The sequence below is a fragment of the Pseudomonas cucumis genome, from assembly GCF_030687935.1.
Taxonomy (GTDB): Bacteria; Pseudomonadota; Gammaproteobacteria; order Pseudomonadales; family Pseudomonadaceae; genus Aquipseudomonas; species Aquipseudomonas cucumis.
This window is the reverse complement of the sequence record NZ_CP117454.1, coordinates 4,600,374-4,620,074: the sequence shown is the minus strand read 5'-3', so window position 1 is coordinate 4,620,074 and position 19,701 is coordinate 4,600,374. Positions and strand designations below refer to the sequence as shown.

General features: G+C 58.0%; 19 protein-coding genes, 4 tRNA genes and 1 pseudogene. 17 read left to right on the top strand and 7 right to left on the bottom strand.

Translation table 11 applies throughout. The features are described from left to right. Both PSH97_RS28635 and PSH97_RS28630 read left to right on the top strand, forming a co-directional pair. Positions 1–1,056 (top strand): annotated as a pseudogene (locus tag PSH97_RS28635) (methyl-accepting chemotaxis protein); the annotation flags it as partial. Between the two features lie 27 nt (positions 1,057–1,083). Next, the gene (locus PSH97_RS28630; RefSeq protein WP_407682188.1) at positions 1,084–1,965 is read left to right on the top strand and encodes a methyl-accepting chemotaxis protein; all 882 of its coding nucleotides are present in this window, start codon (positions 1,084–1,086) and stop codon (positions 1,963–1,965) included. Between the two features lie 71 nt (positions 1,966–2,036). Here the strand turns inward: PSH97_RS28630 and PSH97_RS20925 are convergent, their stop codons facing one another. Beyond that, on the bottom strand, positions 2,037–2,795 hold the full coding sequence (locus PSH97_RS20925; protein ID WP_305446533.1) for a hypothetical protein: 759 nt from the start codon (positions 2,793–2,795) through the stop codon (positions 2,037–2,039). Between the two features lie 395 nt (positions 2,796–3,190). Here PSH97_RS20925 and PSH97_RS20920 point away from each other — a divergent pair. The 4 genes from PSH97_RS20920 (at position 3,191) to PSH97_RS20905 (ending at position 3,603) form a co-directional block, all read left to right on the top strand. After that, a tRNA-Glu gene (locus PSH97_RS20920) sits at positions 3,191–3,266 on the top strand. 2 nt (positions 3,267–3,268) lie between these two features. Continuing rightward, positions 3,269–3,344: transfer RNA gene (locus PSH97_RS20915), tRNA-Gly, on the top strand. Between the two features lie 104 nt (positions 3,345–3,448). Next, positions 3,449–3,524, top strand: a tRNA-Glu gene (locus PSH97_RS20910). 3 nt (positions 3,525–3,527) lie between these two features. Next, positions 3,528–3,603: transfer RNA gene (locus PSH97_RS20905), tRNA-Gly, on the top strand. Between the two features lie 61 nt (positions 3,604–3,664). Here PSH97_RS20905 and PSH97_RS20900 read toward each other — a convergent pair. Further along, positions 3,665–4,531, bottom strand: coding sequence for an AraC family transcriptional regulator (locus PSH97_RS20900; protein WP_305446532.1), 867 nt, complete (start codon positions 4,529–4,531; stop codon positions 3,665–3,667). A gap of 410 nt (positions 4,532–4,941) precedes the next feature. On the opposite strand from PSH97_RS20900, the gene PSH97_RS20895 reads away from it, so the two are divergent. The 11 genes from PSH97_RS20895 (at position 4,942) to PSH97_RS20845 (ending at position 14,903) form a co-directional block, all read left to right on the top strand. Then, on the top strand, positions 4,942–5,133 hold the full coding sequence (locus PSH97_RS20895; protein WP_007905161.1) for a Flp family type IVb pilin: 192 nt from the start codon (positions 4,942–4,944) through the stop codon (positions 5,131–5,133). 29 nt (positions 5,134–5,162) lie between these two features. Next, a complete protein-coding gene (locus tag PSH97_RS20890) occupies positions 5,163–5,693 on the top strand; it encodes an A24 family peptidase (protein WP_305446530.1) in 531 nt (176 codons plus the stop codon). A gap of 2 nt (positions 5,694–5,695) precedes the next feature. After that, entirely contained in the window at positions 5,696–7,030 is a 1,335-nt protein-coding gene (locus PSH97_RS20885) for a P-loop NTPase family protein (RefSeq protein WP_305446529.1), read from the top strand. A 15-nt stretch (positions 7,031–7,045) separates the two neighbouring features. Further along, positions 7,046–7,864, top strand: coding sequence for a Flp pilus assembly protein CpaB (gene cpaB, locus PSH97_RS20880; protein WP_305446528.1), 819 nt, complete (start codon positions 7,046–7,048; stop codon positions 7,862–7,864). Between the two features lie 75 nt (positions 7,865–7,939). Further along, entirely contained in the window at positions 7,940–9,283 is a 1,344-nt protein-coding gene (locus PSH97_RS20875; RefSeq protein ID WP_305446527.1) for a TadE/TadG family type IV pilus assembly protein, read from the top strand. Positions 9,284–9,291: 8 nt separating this feature from the next. Continuing rightward, a complete protein-coding gene (locus PSH97_RS20870) occupies positions 9,292–9,771 on the top strand; it encodes a TadE/TadG family type IV pilus assembly protein (RefSeq protein WP_305446526.1) in 480 nt (159 codons plus the stop codon). Next, positions 9,771–10,265, top strand: coding sequence for a TadE/TadG family type IV pilus assembly protein (locus PSH97_RS20865; RefSeq protein WP_305425678.1), 495 nt, complete (start codon positions 9,771–9,773; stop codon positions 10,263–10,265). The genes PSH97_RS20870 and PSH97_RS20865 overlap by 1 nt, the downstream gene beginning before the upstream one ends. After that, positions 10,259–11,479, top strand: a complete 1,221-nt coding sequence (locus PSH97_RS20860; RefSeq protein WP_305446525.1) for an AAA family ATPase — start codon at positions 10,259–10,261, stop codon at positions 11,477–11,479. The genes PSH97_RS20865 and PSH97_RS20860 overlap by 7 nt, the downstream gene beginning before the upstream one ends. A gap of 3 nt (positions 11,480–11,482) precedes the next feature. Continuing rightward, complete coding sequence (locus PSH97_RS20855) at positions 11,483–12,925, top strand: CpaF family protein (protein ID WP_305446524.1); 1,443 nt, start codon at positions 11,483–11,485, stop codon at positions 12,923–12,925. Continuing rightward, a complete protein-coding gene (locus PSH97_RS20850; protein ID WP_305446523.1) occupies positions 12,922–13,908 on the top strand; it encodes a type II secretion system F family protein in 987 nt (328 codons plus the stop codon). The genes PSH97_RS20855 and PSH97_RS20850 overlap by 4 nt, the downstream gene beginning before the upstream one ends. A gap of 29 nt (positions 13,909–13,937) precedes the next feature. Further along, positions 13,938–14,903, top strand: coding sequence for a type II secretion system F family protein (locus PSH97_RS20845; protein WP_305446522.1), 966 nt, complete (start codon positions 13,938–13,940; stop codon positions 14,901–14,903). A gap of 194 nt (positions 14,904–15,097) precedes the next feature. Here the strand turns inward: PSH97_RS20845 and PSH97_RS20840 are convergent, their stop codons facing one another. The 5 genes from PSH97_RS20840 to PSH97_RS20820 all read right to left on the bottom strand — a co-directional run bounded on the left by PSH97_RS20840 (position 15,098) and on the right by PSH97_RS20820 (position 19,627). Beyond that, positions 15,098–15,367: a DUF3613 domain-containing protein gene (locus PSH97_RS20840; RefSeq protein ID WP_305446521.1), complete on the bottom strand. Its 270-nt coding sequence runs from the start codon at positions 15,365–15,367 to the stop codon at positions 15,098–15,100. 18 nt (positions 15,368–15,385) lie between these two features. Further along, entirely contained in the window at positions 15,386–16,096 is a 711-nt protein-coding gene (locus PSH97_RS20835; protein ID WP_305446520.1) for a tetratricopeptide repeat protein, read from the bottom strand. Positions 16,097–16,215: 119 nt separating this feature from the next. Next, positions 16,216–17,439, bottom strand: a complete 1,224-nt coding sequence (locus tag PSH97_RS20830) for a type II and III secretion system protein family protein (protein ID WP_305446519.1) — start codon at positions 17,437–17,439, stop codon at positions 16,216–16,218. A 744-nt stretch (positions 17,440–18,183) separates the two neighbouring features. Continuing rightward, positions 18,184–18,741, bottom strand: coding sequence for a hypothetical protein (locus PSH97_RS20825; RefSeq protein ID WP_305446518.1), 558 nt, complete (start codon positions 18,739–18,741; stop codon positions 18,184–18,186). Positions 18,742–18,823: 82 nt separating this feature from the next. Beyond that, positions 18,824–19,627, bottom strand: a complete 804-nt coding sequence (locus PSH97_RS20820; RefSeq protein ID WP_305446517.1) for a putative hydro-lyase — start codon at positions 19,625–19,627, stop codon at positions 18,824–18,826. Positions 19,628–19,701 lie beyond the last annotated feature (74 nt).

The following is a 19,701-nucleotide window of genomic DNA, read 5'->3' as shown; positions in this document are numbered from 1 at the left end:
ATGATTTCGGCCGTGCAAGGACGTTTTGCCAACCTCGGTATGGCGAAAAAACTGGGTGTCGGGTTTGTACTGGTGCTGCTATTGACCGCACTGGTCGCGGCCATTGGCGTATGGTCCCTGCAAACCATCAGCCATCGCTTCGACGGGCTCAAGCAGATGTCGTCGCTCAACAGTGGTTTGCTCAAGGTTCGCCTGCTCGAGCAGGAATACGCCTTGCACGGTAATCCGAAAACCGCGGACGCCTTGCGCGCCGGGGTGGACGCTCTGGTCGCTCTGGCAACCGAACTCAAGGCTCAGTCGGCGACCAATGTGCCGGTCATGAATGATGTCGAACAATCTCTGGGGGCCTATCGCAAGGCTTTTGACGAGTTTGTCTCGCTGAGTCAGGCCAAGGATCTGGCGCTGGAAATGGCCAGTTGGTCGGTCTCCAGCGTGGCCAATAACCTGGACGTACTGCAGGCCGGTCTCGCCGACGATGGTGCCTATACCTTGAAAGAATCCGAAGGCAAGGACGGCGCACAATTCATCGAGCAAGCCAATCAGGTCAGCCAGGTTTCGCGGTTGATGTTGCAGGCCATGAACGAAGCGCGCGTACGCCTGGACCAGAGCCGCAAGGGCGACGATAGCGGCGGGCAGGGCAAGATCGAGCAGGCCGATCAGGCATTGACGCAGGCCGGGCAACTGAAAACCACGATCAAGGATGAGGGGTACCAGACCGTCCTCAATGAAGTGTCCGGTCACATCGCCGGTTTCAGTGAAAAACTCGCCGAGTACACCGGCTTGTTGGCGCAGGAAAAGACCGTCTACGAGCAACTTCACCAGCGCGCCGCTCAAGTGGTGGCGCGGGTGGATCAGGCCTACGTTGCCGAAGATCAGTCGATGCAGGCAGAGCTGAAAAAGAACTCGCTATTGATCATCGGCTCCTCGGCACTGGCCTTGCTGGTGGGGCTGATTGCTGCGTGGGTGATCACCCGGTTGATCGTCGCGCCGCTGCGCAGTGTGATTCGTGTGGCTCAGCAGATCGCTGCGGGCGATTTGAGTGCAACGATTGAAGTGACCCGCCGTGACGAGATCGGCCAGTTGATGCAAGCCATGCAGCAAATGGGCGCAGGGCTCAGCAATATCGTCAGTGGTTTGCAAGCCGGTATCGAACAGCTGGCAAGCTCTGCTCAATCACTGTCGGCGGTGACCGAACAGACCAACCTTGAAGTCAGCAGCCAGAAGGAAGAAACCGAGCAGGTCGCCACCGCGATGAACCAGATGACCGCCACGGTGCATGACGTTGCACGTAACGCGGAGGAAGCCGCCCAGGCCGCGCAGACTGCCGATGGCAAGGTCGAAAGCGGTCAGCAGGTGGTGCGTCAGAGCATGGCGCGGATCGAACAATTGGCGGACTCGGCCACCTCGGCCAGCTCCAGCATCGAAAGCCTCAGTGCGGAAATCCAGAACATTGGCACGGTGCTCAGCGTGATCAAAAGCGTCGCCGAGCAGACCAACCTGTTGGCGCTCAATGCGGCCATCGAGGCGGCGCGGGCCGGTGAGCAGGGCAGGGGCTTTGCGGTGGTGGCCGATGAAGTTCGGGCATTGGCCAAGCGAACCCAGCAATCGACCGAAGAAATCGAACGGCTGGTCAGTGCCTTGCGCTCGGCGGCGCAGTCGTCGGTGCAGCAGATTCAGAACAGTGGCGAGTTGGTGAAGCTGGCGGTAAGCGATGCGTTGCAGACCGAGAGCGCCTTGGGGAGCATTGCGGCAGCGGTGTCGTTGATTCAGCAGATGAACCAGCAGATTGCGGCGGCTGCGGAAGAGCAGAGTTCAGTGGCCGAGGAGATCAATCGCAGTGTCACCAGTATTCGCGCCAGTGCGGATCAGTCGTCGCTGGCGATGCAGGGCAATGCGGCGTCGAGTATTGAGTTGGCGCAGTTGGGGGGTGAGTTGAAGGGGATGGTGGGGCACTTCAGGTTGTAGGGGCTGCCTCTCCATCAATCCCAACGCAAAAAAAAGCCACCTGACCCGGTGGCTTTTCAGCATTTGCGTGATCAGTCGTAGATCGCTTTTTTCTTCCAGTCGGCATCCGCCTCGACGTCTTTGAGGCCTTCAGTCAATTGGTTCATCTCGCCTTCTACCGGAGCGATCTTGTCCATGACCTGGGCGTTGGCGCGGGCCAGGAGTTTCTCCAGGTATTCCAGCTGTTCAGCGTAAATCTGCGGTTCCTGTTGTTTGCGCAGGTATTGCACACCGCGTTCAAAGGCCAGGCGAGCCTGGCCGGGCTGGTTCTGTTGTAGAGAATGCTGGCCCAGGTTGTTGAAGAATTCGATGTGCAGCAGGACCAGGATGTGGCGCACTTCGCGGATCCAGCGCTTGGCTTCGTTGGTCGGCAGGAAGCCGTCCTGTGCGGCGCGGGTGATCTGGCCATGCATGGCTTCGAGCAGGAAGCGCACGTCTTTGGCTTTGGCTTCGGTCTGGATCGGTGCCGGCGGGTTGTTGACCGGGATCGATTCGCCCTGGGCGACCAAGGCACTCAGCTCGGTAATCCGTGCCTTCAACGTGGCGTTGGTTTTTTCCAGGTTCAGCAGGCGCTGGCAGACGTTCAGTTCCAGACGGGTCAATAGCAGCTTGAGCGTCGGCGTCATCAACTGACCGGGGAAGGTCTCGGTGATTTCGCCGCAGCGACGCAGGCGGTCATTGAGTTCAACCTTGGTGCGGGCCTTTTCCAGCTTATTGTTCTCCACCACATGGTTCATGTAGCCAATGGCGATCAATAGTGCGATCCCGGCTACGACTAGCAGGGTGATCATGAGTGGTGTCACCGGTAAGACCTCTTATATAGGGTTCGCGTGCGTGTCGAGTGTAGTGGCTTGGCATTTGGGCGCCTAGGGCCGCTCGACGAGTTGAATCGGCTATGGCTTTGCTTATATCGGCCGTAACGCTGCATATATAAGTAAATAGCGTGTGAGGTGCACAGTGCCATCATCTCGGTGTGGACTATAGCGCCTTGCTGGAAGCCAGAATATAGGCGCCAAAGGTCAGGCGACGGAAAAGCCTGAATCGCTGCTGAAAGCAGGGCGAAGTCATTGATTTAAATAAATTTATATCTGGGGGTTGACGACCCCTCAATCCATCCATAGAATGCGCGCCACTTACAGCGTAAAGCACACAGCGAAACGCGGTAGGGAGTGAATGTTGTACGTGTGTCCCCTTCGTCTAGTGGCCTAGGACACCGCCCTTTCACGGCGGTAACAGGGGTTCGAGTCCCCTAGGGGACGCCAATGCGGGAATAGCTCAGTTGGTAGAGCACGACCTTGCCAAGGTCGGGGTCGCGAGTTCGAGTCTCGTTTCCCGCTCCAGTTTTAAACGGCTTTGCTTTCGGGCAGGGCTGAGTGAAACCAGAACCAAATCTTCGGATGCGGATCTGGGCACCGAAACACACACCATGTGTTCCGGGCAGCGTGTCCCCTTCGTCTAGTGGCCTAGGACACCGCCCTTTCACGGCGGTAACAGGGGTTCGAGTCCCCTAGGGGACGCCATTTGCGGGAATAGCTCAGTTGGTAGAGCACGACCTTGCCAAGGTCGGGGTCGCGAGTTCGAGTCTCGTTTCCCGCTCCAAATTCAAAGAAAACGCCGCTCATTGAGCGGCGTTTTTTTGTGCGCGTGAAAAAAACCTGCCTCAACTCCCGAGGCTCTGCACCAGGCTTTCGAGCGCTTCAGCGGTTGTATCCTCCAGCGCCGGTTGCGCTGCTACCGCTCTGAGTTGGCAGGTCAAACGGTATTCGCTGGGTGTGCAGTTGACGAACTGCTTGAAGGCGCGAGCGAAGTAGGACGGATCCTTGAAGCCGGCCTCATAGCCGATGCTGGTAATAGGCATCTGGCTATTGTCGAGCAGTTGCTTGGCGAAGCTCATGCGCTTGTTCAAGATGTAATCGGTGAAACCAACGCCATTGGCTTCCTTGAACAGGCGGCTGAAGCGAAAGGTCGTCATGCCGCAGCGCTTCGCCAACTCCCTCTGATCGATGCTGTCCCGAAAGTGCTGATCGATGTAAAGCATGACGTTGCTCAGCGCCTGGTGTTTTTGGTGCCCCGAGGTCAGGCGGATGCTGTCCGGCAGGGTAGGGGAGTGATCGATCAACGATGTCTGGCCCTGGCCGTTGGTATTTCGGCGCAACTCGCACAGCTGCACCACCGCCGTCAGGTAACGCTTTCTCTCGTTGGATGAGAGCGGCAGCACCATGTATTCCCAGACACTGGAGCGCATGGCCCAGACAGCCAGTTCTTCCGAGTGCTGCACCGTGAACATGGTGATCGGGATGGTGGGAGTGGTGCGTTTGATCTCCAGCAACAGCCTCAAGCCTGGGGTGTCGGGGCGATCGAAATGGATGCAGATCATGTCTGCGTGTTCCCCGTGGGGCAACACGGAGTTTTTCGCCAATTTGCAGTCGCAGGTATCCTCGAACTGCGCGATGAGTTCCTTCGTGGAACGATCATGGGTCAGATCGAACCACAGTAGCGATGGCCTTCTGGTCAAATTGGACGTCATGTCTCTACTCTGCGGTTCTTCGTGCCGTTCTCGGTGAGTAGTATTGCTAACGTGCTATCACTTTGCAGATTAAATGGTGATAAGAAAAACGTAGGTAAGTTCTATTCGCTCTATGTGTTGCGTGAAGCCAGTCTAGGGCAACTGTTTGTTGACGTGGTTTCGCACACTCGATATCAACCGCTCGTCGCTTGTGAATCAATGGTAATCGCCGTTGCCTGCCATCCCTCGTTTTGCCCCCTCTTAACATTTCTTTAAAGGCCAATGACCCGTATTTGGCACCCCCGCAAAAAAGTCCTAGTGATGTGCAAAATCTTCCTAACGCCTATGCCTTGCCCCTGACTAGTGTTGCATCCAGGCAGAGCAGAACGCACTGCCTTCCGAAAAAACAACATTCGAGTGAGGTGGGCAAAATGATCATGCAAACAATCAAGGCTTCGGTAGTGAAGTTCGCCAAAGACGAAGACGGCCTGACCATTGTGGAATACGCAGTGGCCGGTGGGTTGATTACGGTCGCTGTTGTCGCGGCGTTCACGCTTCTTGGCGGGGTCGTGGATACCAGAATCCGGGCAATTTGTAACGCCATTATTCCTGGCACTTGCTGATAACAACAACTCTGTTAGGGAGATGCGCAATGTCCATGGAACAGCTGGTTGCGACCGTTTTGCTGATAGGACTGCTGGGCGTGGCGGTGGTGAGCGACTTGCGTCGCCACCGCATTCCCAACCTGCTGATCCTGGTAGGTCTGGCCTTGGGATTGGCCGGCCAGACTTACTCAGGCGGAGTCAGTGGGATGGGGGACGGCCTGATGGGCCTCCTGATCGGTTTTGCACTGTTCCTGCCCATGTATGCCCTGGGCGGCATGGCTGCCGGCGACGTCAAGCTGATGGCCATGGTTGGCAGTTTCCTACCCCCCCATTACGCCTTGTGGGCTGTGTTCTTCAGCCTGCTATGGGGAGGCTTGTGCGGTTTCCTGATCGTGCTGGTGCGCGGTCAATTATTGCAGACCCTGGGACGTTATCGGTTGATGCTTCGGGCGCGGGCCTATATGGCACCGAACTCGGAGGAGGTGGCCGGTAAGCCCTTTCCTTATTCGGTTGCGATCCTGCTCGGGACGTTGAACAGCGTCTACTGGCAACTCGTTGCCGGTGGATTTGGAGGTTAGTCATGCACGTCATCGTCGATAGTGATGCCTACCCCAGTGATCGAGACGCGGTGCAGCGACTGGCTCCTCAGCCGTGCAGTATTCGCGAAACTGGTCTGACCGACAGTTTTCTCGGTGAGTTGGTGTGCAAGCATTTGTATGACGCCGGCGTGCTGGACATGCCGCGGCTGGTGGAGCGACTGGCATTGACCGGCGCTGTACTTGAAGAAGTCCTGGCGTTCCTGCGCAAGGATGGTCGTGTCGAAGTGCTGGGCCAGGCGGGTCCGCAAACGACGAGTGGGCAGATGCTGCGTTATGGCCTGACCGAACGTGGTCGCAGTAATGCCCGCGACGCCCTGTTGCGCAGTGGCTACATTGGCGCGGCACCCTTCCCGGTGAGTTCCTACCGCTCCCTGATCAAAATCCAGACCATTCACCATGGTCGCATCAACTCCAACGATATGCACAACGCTCTTGCTGGCGTGGTGCTTACCGAGGGGATGCTCGATCAGTTGGGTGTGGCGCTGAATTCCGGCCGCGCGATCATGATTTATGGCCCTGCAGGTACCGGCAAGACCTATGTCAGCAGCCGGCTGATTCGTCTGTTCGCCGAGGCCATCTGGGTGCCTCACGCCATCGTGATCAACGAGTCGGTGATCGAGATCTATGATCCGCAGGTGCATCAGCGTCTGGATGACAACAGCCAACAAAACAATCTGATGCTCAACGAAGGAATCGACCGTCGACTGCTGTGCTGCAAACGTCCGATCGTCATTACGGGCGGCGAACTGAGCATGGAACAGCTGGACGTTCGCTATGACTCCTCCACCCGTCAGTACCAGGCCGCCTTGCAACTCAAGGCCAGCAATGGCTTGTTCATTATTGACGACATGGGACGCCAGCGCATGGCCCCCGCCGAACTGTTGAACCGCTGGATTGTGCCGATGGAAGAGAAGCGCGACTTCCTTAACCTGGGTGGCGGTCGGCATTGCGAGCTGCCGTTCGATCTGATTCTGGTGTTCTCCACCAACCTTAATCCCCTGGAGTTGGCCGATGAGGCCTTCCTTCGCCGGATTGGCTACAAGCTGCAATTCGGTTACCTGAAGCCTGAGGAGTACGAAAAGATCTGGCGTCAGGAAAGCGAGCGCCTGGGCATTTCTTTTGACCCGCTGCTGCTGCGTTATGTCCTGCAAAGGCTTTATGCAAGTGAAGGCATGCCCCTGGTGCCTTGCCATCCCCGCGATCTCCTGAACATGGCGCTCGATCGCCAGCGTTACATGGGTGGTTCCGGACCATTGTCACCGCAAGAGTTGGAATGGGCCTGGCACAACTACTTCGTCCAGCTCGACTTTCTTTGATACGGAGATACTGACATGAGCTCTCGTACTCTTACCCTGGTAGGCGTTTCCCTGGTCATGGGCCTTGGTGCTGCATGGATGGCCGACTCCTGGCTGAGCGCCCGCCTCAATGCCAGCCCGGATGACCACCTTCGAAGCGTGGTAGTCGCCACGGTCGAGATTCCATTCGGGCAGATGGTTGAGGCTCAACAAGTCACGACCATGCGCATGCCCATGGACACGATCCCGGACGATGCCTTCGACTCCACCGACAAAGCAGTAGGCAAGATCGCAACGTTCGACATTCTGAAGGGCGACATCATGCGCGGCGCGCGTCTGAGCGAGCATCTGGGGGGCAGTACCCTGGCCTCTCTGATTGCGACAGACAAACGTGCCATCTCGGTACGCGTGGACGATGTGGTCGGCGTGGGCGGGTTCCTGTTGCCGGGTAACCGGGTCGATGTGCTAGCGACCAAACGCACTGATGGCAGTGGCAACAACGCCGTGTCCAAAACCATCCTCGAGAACTTGCGGGTGTTGGCGGTGGACCAGACCGCAGGTACCGACAAGACCCAACCGGTGGTGGTGCGCGCAGTGACGCTGGAGATGACGACCGCAGAGGCTGAAACCCTGGTCACCGCGCAAACGGAAGGGAAATTGCAACTGACCCTGCGCAATCCGCTGAACGCCGACAAAAAAATTGCGACCGTTGCGCCTGCGCCTGCGCCTGCGGCACCGGTCATGGCGATGGCCGCTGCCCCAGCGCCAAAACGCGTGGTGCGTCGCAGTAATGGCGAGGGTGGCGGGAGTGTCACCATTATCCGCGGGACCCAAGCCAGTGTAGTCAAACGTTGACAGGGCGGTAGGGGTGCCTGGGCACCAAGGTATTGGCGGAGCCGATCCGGATCAGTTTCGGTAAATGAGGGCTTGATGATGAATCTTCGAATTCAGCAGCCGTTCACTGCGACGCCAAGGCGCCAGGAAGGCTCGGTGAGCGTATTGATGGTGATCGCGTTGGCGGCGATTTTAATGGTGGCGGGTTTGACGCTCGACGTGGGCCACATGTTGTTGAACAAGACACGCCTGCAGAACGCTGTAGATGCTGCCGCTTTGAGTGGCGCCAAAACCCTGCTTCAGGTGGAAGGTGGTGTCAACATTGCCAGCGTAACACGCACTGCCGCGCTCAATACGCTGACGCAAAATGCCAATGCCACGGGTAATAGCGAATTGGCAACGGCGATGGGTGGCAACGCAGGCTTCGCGGTAGTGGAACTGGCAAGCAGCGTCTATGGCCCGTTCGCCTATCCCGGGCCTGCGGATGCCAAATATGTTCGGGTATCGGTACCGACCTATAGCCTGACCGGTTTTTTCTGGAACTTCGTCCAGACCTTCGGCACTAGCGGTCTGGGGAACAAAGCCGTGTCGGCGATCGCCACCGCAGGCCCCAGCCCTACCAGCCCCTGCGATCTTGCCCCCCTGATGGTCTGTGGCGACCCGACTCAATACGACCCGGACGCCGGTATGTTCTGGGGCTTCCAATTTGGTGATTTGCAAGTATTGAAGTCGGCTGCCGGCAATTCGTCCCCCATTGGTCCAGGCAACTTTCAGTTGCTCGATTTTGGTTCGGGCGGCAGTTCGGTCAGGACAGATATGGCCGGAGGCGGCTCGATCTGCCGCAACGTGGGGGAAAATGTCCAGACCAAACCCGGCAACACGGTGGGCCCTGCGTCTCAAGGCTTGAATACGCGCTTCGGCATCTACAACGGCCCGGTCAGTGCCTCGGACTATCCGCCCGACCTGGTAACCACGTCCAGCAATCCCGCGATCACTTACGACGACTCAGTTTCCCCACCACAAATGAAATACCAGGGGCAAACCGTCACCTCGAACAACGGCGATCTCACGGCGGGCGGCAACGCGATACAGGACTACAACGACTGGCGTGCGAGTGCTGCGGCCTGTGTGGCAGGGTCCGGCAGTGGCTGTCAGAGCAATGGGGTGTTCGAGCGCCGGATGCTGAAAATCGTGGTGGGCAACTGCACCGGCCAACAGGGCGGTACCACCTCGATCCCTGTCCTGGGTTTTGGTTGCTATTTCGTGGTGCAGCCAATGAGTAACGGCGGCACGGAAGCGCAGATCTTCGGCCAGTTTGTGAAGGAGTGCGAAGGCGACAATGTGCCCGGTCCTAATCCGACGAACGATTCCGGCCCGCAGATCATTCAGCTCTACAAAACCTATCTCAACGGCAGCGGCACTCCGAGCACAGACTCATAGGAGGCGTCATGAGACTTCATTCGTTTAAACATCCGCGGCGCCAGCAGGGCCTGGCCATGGTGGAATTCACCCTCGCTCTGCCGGTGCTGCTGTTGTTGCTGCTGGCTCTCGGTGAGTTCGGCCGCATGCTCTACCAGTACAACGTACTGCTGCAGGCCAGCCGTGATGCCGACCGTTTCGTCGCCAGCCAAGCCTGGAACTCGACGCTCGGTGCAGTCTCCCTGAGCAATACGCTACAGACCCAGACGAAAAACGTCGCGGTCTATGGTGTGCCGAGCCAGACCGGAACCCCAGTGATATCCGGATTGACGACCAACAACGTGGTCGTCGCCGCCGTAGGCACCGACCATGTGCGAGTCACCATCACTTTTACATTCTGCCCGGTGATTGGCGGTGGCAATTGCACCGGATCGCTTCCCGGGTTTTTCGGTAATCCGATTGCGCTGAGCATTCCGCTGGTCGCCACCACTGTCATGAGGGCACTGTGATGAATCGCAAACGCATGCAAGGCACCTATGTGGTGGAGTTCGCCATCATCGGCGCGCTGATATTCACGCTGTTGTTCGGCGCGTTGGAAATCGGCCGCCTGTACTTCACGATCAATGCGCTAGATGAAGTCGTGCGCCGTGGTGCGCGCCTGGCGTCGGTGTGCAATATCAGTGATCCGGTGGTGTTGCGGCGGGCGATCTTCAATGCCGCGACCGACGCCGGTGCGAGCCAGATCATCACCGATCTGGCCACCACCCACTTGACGTTGACCTATCTGGACGTAAACGGCGCTCAGGTGGGCAACCCCGCCGACACGAGTGGAGCCAATGGATTTCGTGCCATCCGCTACGTCCAGTTGAGCTTGCAAAACTTCGTTTTCAACCTGTTTATTCCCGGGTTCGGCGTGCCCATTACCTTGCCCACATTCAGGGCAACGTTGCCACGTGAAAGCCTCGGGCGTCATTCCGATTCCGGGGAGATCACACCATGCTGAATACCAAGGAAACGCCAGTCGCCAGCTCGACTGGCAAAGCCGGGCTCCGGTTGCTGATCAGCAGCCGTGATGCCACCTCTTTGCGCGATCTGCAGAGCGTTTGCCAGCGCATGCCCGGCCTTGAGGTGAGCACTCGCCTGGTGAGCAACGGGCATGTCGATCCGCTCTACGGTCTGGACCGGATGCCCGATCTGTTGCTGTTACGCGTCAGCCACCTGTGGCGCGAGGAGCTGGCCGCGTTGTTGCTGCATCCGGCCCATGAGCGTCCACCGATGTTGGTCTGCGGTCTGCTGAGCGAACAGGAAGGCATGCGTATGGCGATGCAGGCTGGCGCCCGGGACGTGTTGCCGGAGCCGATCGCCGAGACGGAATTGGTTGCCGCCTTGAATCGTCTGGTCATGGAAGTCCGGACTGGCAGTGGGGCAGAAGGGAAATTGATCGCTGTAATGAGCGCCAAGGGCGGCTCCGGCGGAACCCTGGTGGCCTGCAACCTGGCTCAGCAGCTCAGCGCCAAGGGCGGCAGCACCCTGTTGCTGGACATGGACCTGCAATTTGGCAGCGTCACGCATTATCTGGATGTAGCGCAGACGCACAGCCATCTTGAGGTGTTGCACCAGATTGATGGCATGGACAGCGTCGCGTTACGCGGTTTTTGCAGTCACTTCAGCCCGACTTTGCATGTGCTGGGTGGTCGGGCCGGTGAGTTGTGTCTGCCGCAGGATGCCCAACCCGAGCAACTTGACGCCCTGTTGAAGTTGGCCCGCGCCAGCTATGACTGGGTGGTAATCGACCTGCCGCGGCAAATCGACCACCTCACCGGCTCTGTGCTGGAGCAGGTGGATCGGGTGTACGTGGTGGTGCAGCAGAGCGTCAGCCATCTGCGCGATGCCAGCTCCCTGGTGCGGATACTTCGCGATGACCTGGGCGTGCGCGGGGATCAATTGCAGATCGTGGTGAACCGCTTTGACAAGGCGGCACCGATCAGCCTCAAAGACATCGGCGAGGCGTTGCGCTGCACCAATCTGTCGAAATTACCCAACGACTTCAACCTGGTCAGCCAGAGTCAGAACACTGGTGTGCCGTTGGGGCTGCATGCGCCGAGGGCAGCGATCACTGCCGCCCTGCGCGACATGACCGAAGACCTGGTCGGTCAACAAGTGGCCGGGAACAAAGGCTTACTCAAACGCGCCTTCAACCGTTTTTTCGGGGGATGACCCATGATCAGCGACTTTCGTAACCGCTTGCGCAAACAGTCCGGTAAACCCGCCTCATCGTCGGCTACTCAACTGGGCGATGACCTGCTGGACCCGGCAGAGGAAATAATGGCATGGGAACGTGCGGCGCCGGACGTTCTTTACGAAACCAGAAGCCAGGTCACTCCGGTGGAGGCCGAGTGGCGAGAAAAGATCTACCAGCAGTTGCTCAAGGTCATGGACCTGTCCTTGCTGGACTCCCTTGAACAGGCCGAAGCCACGCGGCAGATTCGCGATATTTGCCAGCGCCTGCTCGATGAACATTCGGCGCCGGTGAGTACCGCCAGCCGCCAGTTGATCATCAAGCAGATCACCGACGAGGTGCTCGGCCTGGGTCCCCTGGAACCGTTGCTGGCCGATCACAGCGTGTCCGATATTCTGGTCAACGGCCATGCCTCGGTCTACGTCGAGCGCTTCGGCAAACTGCAACGGACCGATGTGCGCTTTCGCGATGATCAGCATTTGCTCAACATCATCGACCGCATCGTCTCCAGCCTGGGGCGGCGTATCGACGAGTCCTCGCCATTGGTGGACGCCCGGCTCAAGGACGGTTCACGGGTCAACGCAATTATCCCGCCGCTGGCCATCGACGGCCCGAGCATGTCGATTCGCCGCTTCGCGGTGGACCTGCTCAACACCGACAGCCTGATCTCGGTGGGGACGTTAACCCCTGCAATTGCCCTGCTGCTCAAGGCGATTGTCCGTGGACGCTTGAACGTGTTGATTTCCGGCGGTACCGGCAGCGGCAAGACCACCATGCTCAATGTGCTGTCCAGTTTCATTCCGCAAAACGAGCGGATCGTCACCATCGAAGACTCCGCCGAACTGCAATTGCAGCAGCCCCACGTGGTGCGCCTGGAAACCCGGCCTTCGAATATCGAGGGGCGTGGCGAGGTGAGCCAGCGCGAATTGGTGCGCAACAGCCTGCGGATGCGTCCGGACCGCATTGTGATCGGCGAAGTGCGCGGCGCCGAGGCGCTGGACATGCTGACCGCCATGAACACCGGGCACGACGGCTCACTGACCACCATCCACGCCAACACCGCGCGCGATGCGTTGGGGCGAATCGAGAACATGGTGTCGATGACCGGGGCGACTTTCCCGATCAAGGCCATGCGTCAGCAGATTGCTTCGGCCATTGATGTGGTGATCCAGCTGGAACGTCAGGAGGACGGCAAGCGCCGCCTGGTCAGCGTGCAAGAGATCAACGGCATGGAAGGCGAGATCATCACCATGACCGAAATCTTCTCCTTTGCTCGCCAGGGCATGGGCGAGAACGGCGAAGTGCTTGGCGATTATCGCCCCAGCGGCATGATTCCGGCCTTCCGCGACGTGCTGGCCAAGCGCGGTATCGAGTTGCCGCTTACGATGTTCAGGCCTGAGTGGATGGAGGCACGGCAGTCATGAACAATATTCCTGGTGAATTCATACTGATGTTCCTCGGCATGGTGTTTATCGCCGTGTTCCTTCTGTCCCAGGGCGTGGTGGTACCGGTGTTCGGCGAGGCCGGCAAGATGCGCAAGCGCATCCGCGGCCGCTTGCATGTGCTGGAGAAGGCCAACAATCTGCCCAACATGCAGACAGTGTTGCGGCAGAAATACCTGACGCGCTTGTCGCCTCTGGAGGCCATGCTTGAGCAGTTGCCCTTCATGGCAAACCTGACACAGGTGATCGAGCAGGCCGGACACGAATATCGGGCCTATCGGGTGTTATTGCTCGGGCTGTTCCTGGGGGCCTGCGCGGGCGTCTCGATCTGGATGATCTCGTCAATCTGGTGGATGGCCCTGCTGGCGGGTTTCGGGGTGTTCTGGTTACCCCTGCTGAAAGTTTTTCGTGACCGTGGCAAACGCTTCGCTCAGTTTGAGGAAGGCCTGCCGGATGCATTGGATGCCATGTGCCGTGCCCTGCGCGCCGGACATCCGTTCAATGAAACCCTGCGCCTGGTCGCCGAGGAGCACAAGGGGCCGGTCGCTCATGAGTTCGGCCTGACCTTCGCCGATATCAACTATGGCAACGATGTACGCCGGGCCATGCTCGGCCTGCTGGAGCGCATGCCAAGCATGACGGTGATGATGCTGGTGACCTCGATCCTTATCCATCGTGAGACCGGCGGCAATCTGACCGAAGTGCTGGAGCGTCTGAGCCGGTTGATCCGCGGGCGCTTTCGCTTCCAGCGCAAGGTCAAGACCCTTTCAGCCGAAGGGCGGATGTCGGCCTGGATACTGGTGGCCATTCCCTTCGTGCTGGCGGCGGTGATCGTGTTCACCAGTCCCACCTACTTGCCGCTGCTGCTCAATGATCCGATCGGTCATAAGCTGATCTTCGCCGCTTTTGGTTGCATGTTGATCGGGATTTTCTGGATTCGCAAAATCATCCGGATTCAGGTTTAAGCGTTATTCGCCATGTGGAGGTACAGGTCATGGATTTTTTACTCGGGTTGTTCAGTCGAGTAACAGGCAATGAGGAGATGGCACGCCTGTTGTTCATCGGTGCGATGAGTCTGAGTGCAGTGCTCGCGATCATCACCGTGATGCTACTGCTGCTGGGATTGCAGGACCCTGTGCGGCGTCGTCTGGCGCTGATCAAGCGCGGTCATTCGGGGAGTTCAGTCGGGCAGGATGCACCGGGAAATCTGCAGTTATTGCTGGAGCGGGTCGGCCAACGCTTTGCCTCGACTGAGGAAGGTCAGACGTCCGCTACACAAACCCTGTTGATGCACGCCGGTTACCGCTCACCGTCGGCAATCCAGATGTACTGGGCGGTGCGCTTGTTGTTGCCACTGATATTGGTTGGCCTTGCGCTGTTGGTGTTGCCGCTGATCCCCAGGCTTTCTCTGATTACGGGGTTGTCGCTGGTGTTAATGGCCGCAGCTATCGGCTGGCTGGCCCCCGCGCTGTATGTCACAAAGCGCAAGCAGGCCAGGCAGGGCAGGCTGCGTGCCGCCTTTCCGGATGCCCTGGATCTGATGGTTGTTTGCGTGGAGTCGGGCCTGGCCTTGCCTCTGACGATCGAACGAGTGGCTGAAGAGATGTCGGTCAGTCAGGTTGAACTGGCTGAAGAACTGGCCTTGGTCAATGCGCAAATCCGCGCGGGCATTTCCAGTACCGAGGCGCTCAAGCAACTGGCTGTGCGCACCGGCCTGGAGGACGTACAAGGGTTGGTCAGCCTGTTGGCGCAAAGTATCCGCTTCGGCACCAGCGTGGCCGACACCCTGCGCATCTATGCCGATGAGTTCCGTGACCGGCGTACCCAGGCTGCCGAAGAAGCGGGGGCGAAAATCGGCACCAAGCTGGTATTCCCTTTGATTTTCTGCCTGTGGCCGAGCTTCTTTCTGATAGCCATAGGCCCCGCCATGATCGGGGTACTCAAGACATTCGGAAAGTAATGAGCTTCTTGCGGTCGAACAGGATGGCTGTGTTGCATCCGTACGAGGTGGAGCAGGCGAGCGGAGGGCATTCACTCCAATCGCCTGCTCCACCTTTTGCCATATCTGTATTTTTGTGCACACATGATTGAGCCTGGCTTTATTAGCCAGGCTACTCCGGACCACGCCAGAGGCTGAGCACCCCTTGACGTGCCTCAGTTGCTGATGGTCATTTTCCCCGCTGCATCCTGGTCAAAAAACTCCGGAATCGGGTAGAGGAAACTATTCAGCCAACGCTGCATGGCCAGGTCACGTTCGGTAGCCGAAGCGGTTTGCAGTTTAGGCGAGGCAAACACACCACGAATCTGCATCTGCAACCACTGCTCAGTGCCTTTTTGCTCCTTCGAAGAGGGACCCGGCTCAATAGCCCAGGCACTGGTGGACAGGCAAGCCATGCACACGATCAACAGCCTCTTGGTATTCATCTCGACTCCTCGTACGTTTTACTTTGTCGCACTGGGTGAGGCAGCGGCTACCTCAGTCCTGCGATTCCCCTCCGAAGCCGCCACTTTTTTTGCGGAGGCCTTGAGTTTTTCCGCGCGGCTTTGAGCCTCGGCGACTTGCTGGGGGCTCAAGCTGGCACGGTTCGCGAGTTCGGCAGCCGACTTCCAGTTATCCTGATAGATCAGCAGCGTCACCAAATTGAGTGCCGCCAATGAATTGGACTGTTTGAGCTCCATGGCGGTCATGAACTCGAAGCGTGCTTCAGGGATACGTCGTTGATTGAGGTAGACGACCCCCAGGTCATTGCGCATCCTGTCGTCGGTGGGGGCCATCTTCACCGCACGCTCAAGGTGAGTGGTCGCGGTGGCGTAATCATTTCTGGCCGCGGCCAACTGGCCCAGGCCATGTTCCCCATCAGCGGCCAGACAGGTGCCGAGCAAGCTTTGATACAACGGCCCCGCCTCGTTACGCCCCATCAAGCGCAGCACCCGAGCCTTGCGCAGGCGAACCTGAACCAGGTTGTCGGGCAAACCTTCAAGATTCGCCAGGCTGGCATACAAACGGCCGTCGTTGGCCATGTTGTCGGCCAGACTCAGGGCCAACTCTTGATCCGAATCGGGCTTGGCACAGATAGGAGGTCGCGAAGACAAACCATTAGTGGCACAACCCGTCAGCATTAATGTCGCCATTATTGCAATGACTGCTTTCATCGAATGTCCTTTGGCTACAACACGTTGAACGCTTGGCCAATGGCAATAAAGCTGGCCCGGCAAGCGCTCAAGGTCACCGTTAGGGGTGAGGGCGAGGCAAGTCTGATTCAGGCTCTGGCTCATTGTGAAAGCCCGGAGCGACTGTCGAAATCGCCATTTTCGAGGAAGAACATGCGGTAGAAATTCGGGTCGTAATTGCGCAGCTGTTCGCCAGGCAATGACGGTAGTTGTGCGTTGACAGCCAGTGGCTGGACCAGATGCGGGGTAACGATCATCAGCAGTTCACGCTCTTCACGGTTGATGGTGTTGTCGCGGAAGAACGCGCCCAGAATCGGGATATCGCCCAGCCCCGGAAACTTGTTCACCTGGGAATTGTTGCGGGTGCTGATCAAGCCGCTGATGACGAAGCTTTCGCCGTCGGCCAGGGAGATGCTGGTGTCGGTTCGGCGTATGGTCAGCGCTGGAACAATGGTGCCGGCGATGCTCACGGCGTTGGTGAAGTCCAGTTCACTGACTTCCGGTGCCACCTTCAGCGCGATTCGGTTTTTGCCGATGATGGTCGGCGTCAGGGTCAGGCGGATACCAAATTCCTTGTACTCGATGGACACGTTATCGCTGCCTGAACTGGGCACTGGAATCGGCACTTCACCACCGGCCAGGAAACTCGCACTCTGCCCGCTGAGCGCTACCAGGCTTGGCCGTGCCAGGGTGTAGGCGAAACCGCTGCCTTCCAGTGCGTTGATCGACACTAGAGTATCGCTGGACGCAAAAGCGAAGTTGAACATGCCGTTGTTCACCGGCACCGACGGCGTGACAATGCCGTCGATGGTGGGCAAGGTTCTCGGCGAGCCGAACAGGAAGTTGCCCTGGCGACCAAAAATCGAGGCATTGGCTTCCTTGAGTTTGGTCCGGCTGACTTCAACGAAGCGGATGTCGGTTTGCACCTGGATCGGCAACAGCGGGTCTTCGGAAGGCACTGTCGAGACGCTGGTCAGCGCTGCGGTGGCCTTGCCCTTGACGAACACCATGCTTTGGCGCGGCTCCTTCGAACAGGCGGTCCAGACCATCAGGCTGGTGGCCCCCGGCGCGAGGCCCGTGAGTATGAAGGCGTTGCTGCCGCTGGGTTGCACGTCGGCAATTTTCGGATCGCCGACTGCCAACTGCGTCACCGGGACGGGGACGCGCAGTTCGTTCTGAAGCCCCTGACCGACCTCGAACGTTGCCGGCAAACTATCCAGTTGCGAACAATTGGCCGGCGCGGCCTGAGCCGCATTCACGCTGAGACCCGTCCAGAACAGGCCATGGATAATTCGCTTGAAAGCGGGCACGGTACGATAGCTCATTAAGTGCATCCTCGCTGAATAGGCCATCTTTGAGGCTAACTGGGTTGCCTCGGATCACTACAAGGGGCCTTGGGTCGGCCCTCTACCCCGCCAGACCCCTGACTAATGGCCCCGGCAATATTCCGTGGTGCTACATGCAAGCAGGTGCAATACGCTGGTCTGACTGAACAGCGAGTGACCTTCGCCACAACGGTTTTTAGTGATCCAGATACCTGAGCTGTCGACCCGAACGATATGTTCAAGCTCGACCGCAACAGCAGCTAAAGACGGCACTTTGCGCCGACCTGACTCCCCTAAAAAGCAACCGGCAATCAACGTAAAGAGCCGGAAAATGCTTGCCAGGACCATAGTGAGGTAACTCCTTTTGCCATTCCGCTATCTGATCGCTGAACCTAACGTGGCATTTCGAACCGTTATGTCTTCTTCTTGTTTGAAAGGTAGTTCAACCAAGGCAAAGCGCCACGCTTTGAACGAAAACTTTCGATACAGATACTGGTTTTTTTCTGAAAGCCACGGTCAGGCCACGCAATCATTGGTATTGCGCTGGATGCTGATGAAATAAGGGGTGCTTCACGGTCCCGCGAGTTTTTCTTGGGGTTTTGCGCTGCATATTTCACAAAAACGCCACTCAATGAGTGGCGTTTTCAGGCGTGCCGGTGTGTACTTTTCGAATGCAGACCAATAGTAACAACGGCATCTGGCGGGATCTGACAAGGAGGCTGAATACGACTGATTGTGTAGTCTCTACACCTGAGAAGTGCAGGTTGGAGTATTGGCCGTAAGGTACTGAATCACCTCTTTAAGCGTGTCTATGTCAGGAACATTGTTCACTAACGCTTGCGAACTGCACCATGGGTAATCCAGATGCGATAACCACTCCATGATGCAGTGCAGATCAGTCGCTGGCAGGATTTTCATGTGCTCAATGGTGATAGTGAGCTTCTCGACAAGCCCCGACTCGGCGCTGAACTGCCACTCATACAGACCGCAACCGACGCGGGCTTCGCCGCAGCTCTTGTCGGACATGCCGACCAGCCATTTGCACTGGAATGTTTTGGCCTCTGGTTCTGGTGGGAGTCCCAGGCAAAAGGTATAGACGTTCTCGAAGGTCTGGCCGAATCGCCTGACCAGCACATCGCCGATAGGTCCAAGGCCTTCAACGTGGGGTGGAAACGAGATAGATCCGGTGTGCACGACCATGTCCAGTATCGCGTCTGGCGCAAAAGCCTGGGGTAACAAATGTGGGCGGTTACCGTCCTTGGCTTTTATGTACTGTCGAATCGATTGTTGAGCAGTATTCATTGTTTGTCCGTGGCATCCTTATCAGGTTGAAAACAGTCCAATCCAAGGCTCACATTACTATTTCACGCGAACCCGCACTCATTTACAAAGCGCTATTCAAAACATCCGTTACCAGCATGCAGCCGGGGGAGTGGGTGATGCACAGCGGCGGACGTGAAGTTTGCACCACCGATTGCGGGGTCACCCCGCAGGCCCAGAATACCGGGATTTCGTCGGCTTCGACTGGTACGGCATCGCCGTAGTCCGGGCTGCTTAGTGAATCGATGCCGATCAGTGCCGGATCACCGATATGCACGGGGGCGCCGTGGACGTTGGGCATGCGTGCGGTGATCTGGATCGCCTGGATCGCCGCGGCAGCCTTCATCGGGCGCATGCTCACCACCAGTTTGCCGCTCAGGCGCGCGGTAGGGCGGGTGTCTATGTTCGTCCGGTACATGGCGACATTGAGCCCCAGGTCGATATGCCTGAGGGCGATGCCGGCATCCAGCAGCGGTTGTTCGAAGGAGAACGAGCAACCAATGGCGAAGGCCACCAGATCGTCCTGCCACAAATGCTCGATATCCGACGGTTCTTCGCTCAGTTCGCCATGGCGATAGACCCTGTATCGGGACACCTCGTGGCGGATATCAATGGCGGTGCCGAGATTGCGAAAATACGGATCACCCGGTTCGGTAACGTCGAGCACCGGGCAAGCCTGCCGATTGAGCGTGCAATACCGGAGAAACTCGTTAGCCCAGTCATTGGGCAGAATCACGATATTGGCTTGCACCCGACCTTGGGCCAAGCCGCTGGTGTGGTCCTGATATTGTCCGGCAGCGATGCATTGGCGCAGGGCCAGTGGAACGCTGTGCTTCAGTTGTTCGAAAGACAGAGTGGGTTGGCTCATCACGGCATCTCTTCAGGTTCGATGAGCCTTTTTAGAAAACCATGAAGATGCCGTCCAACCAGGAATGTTGTTAC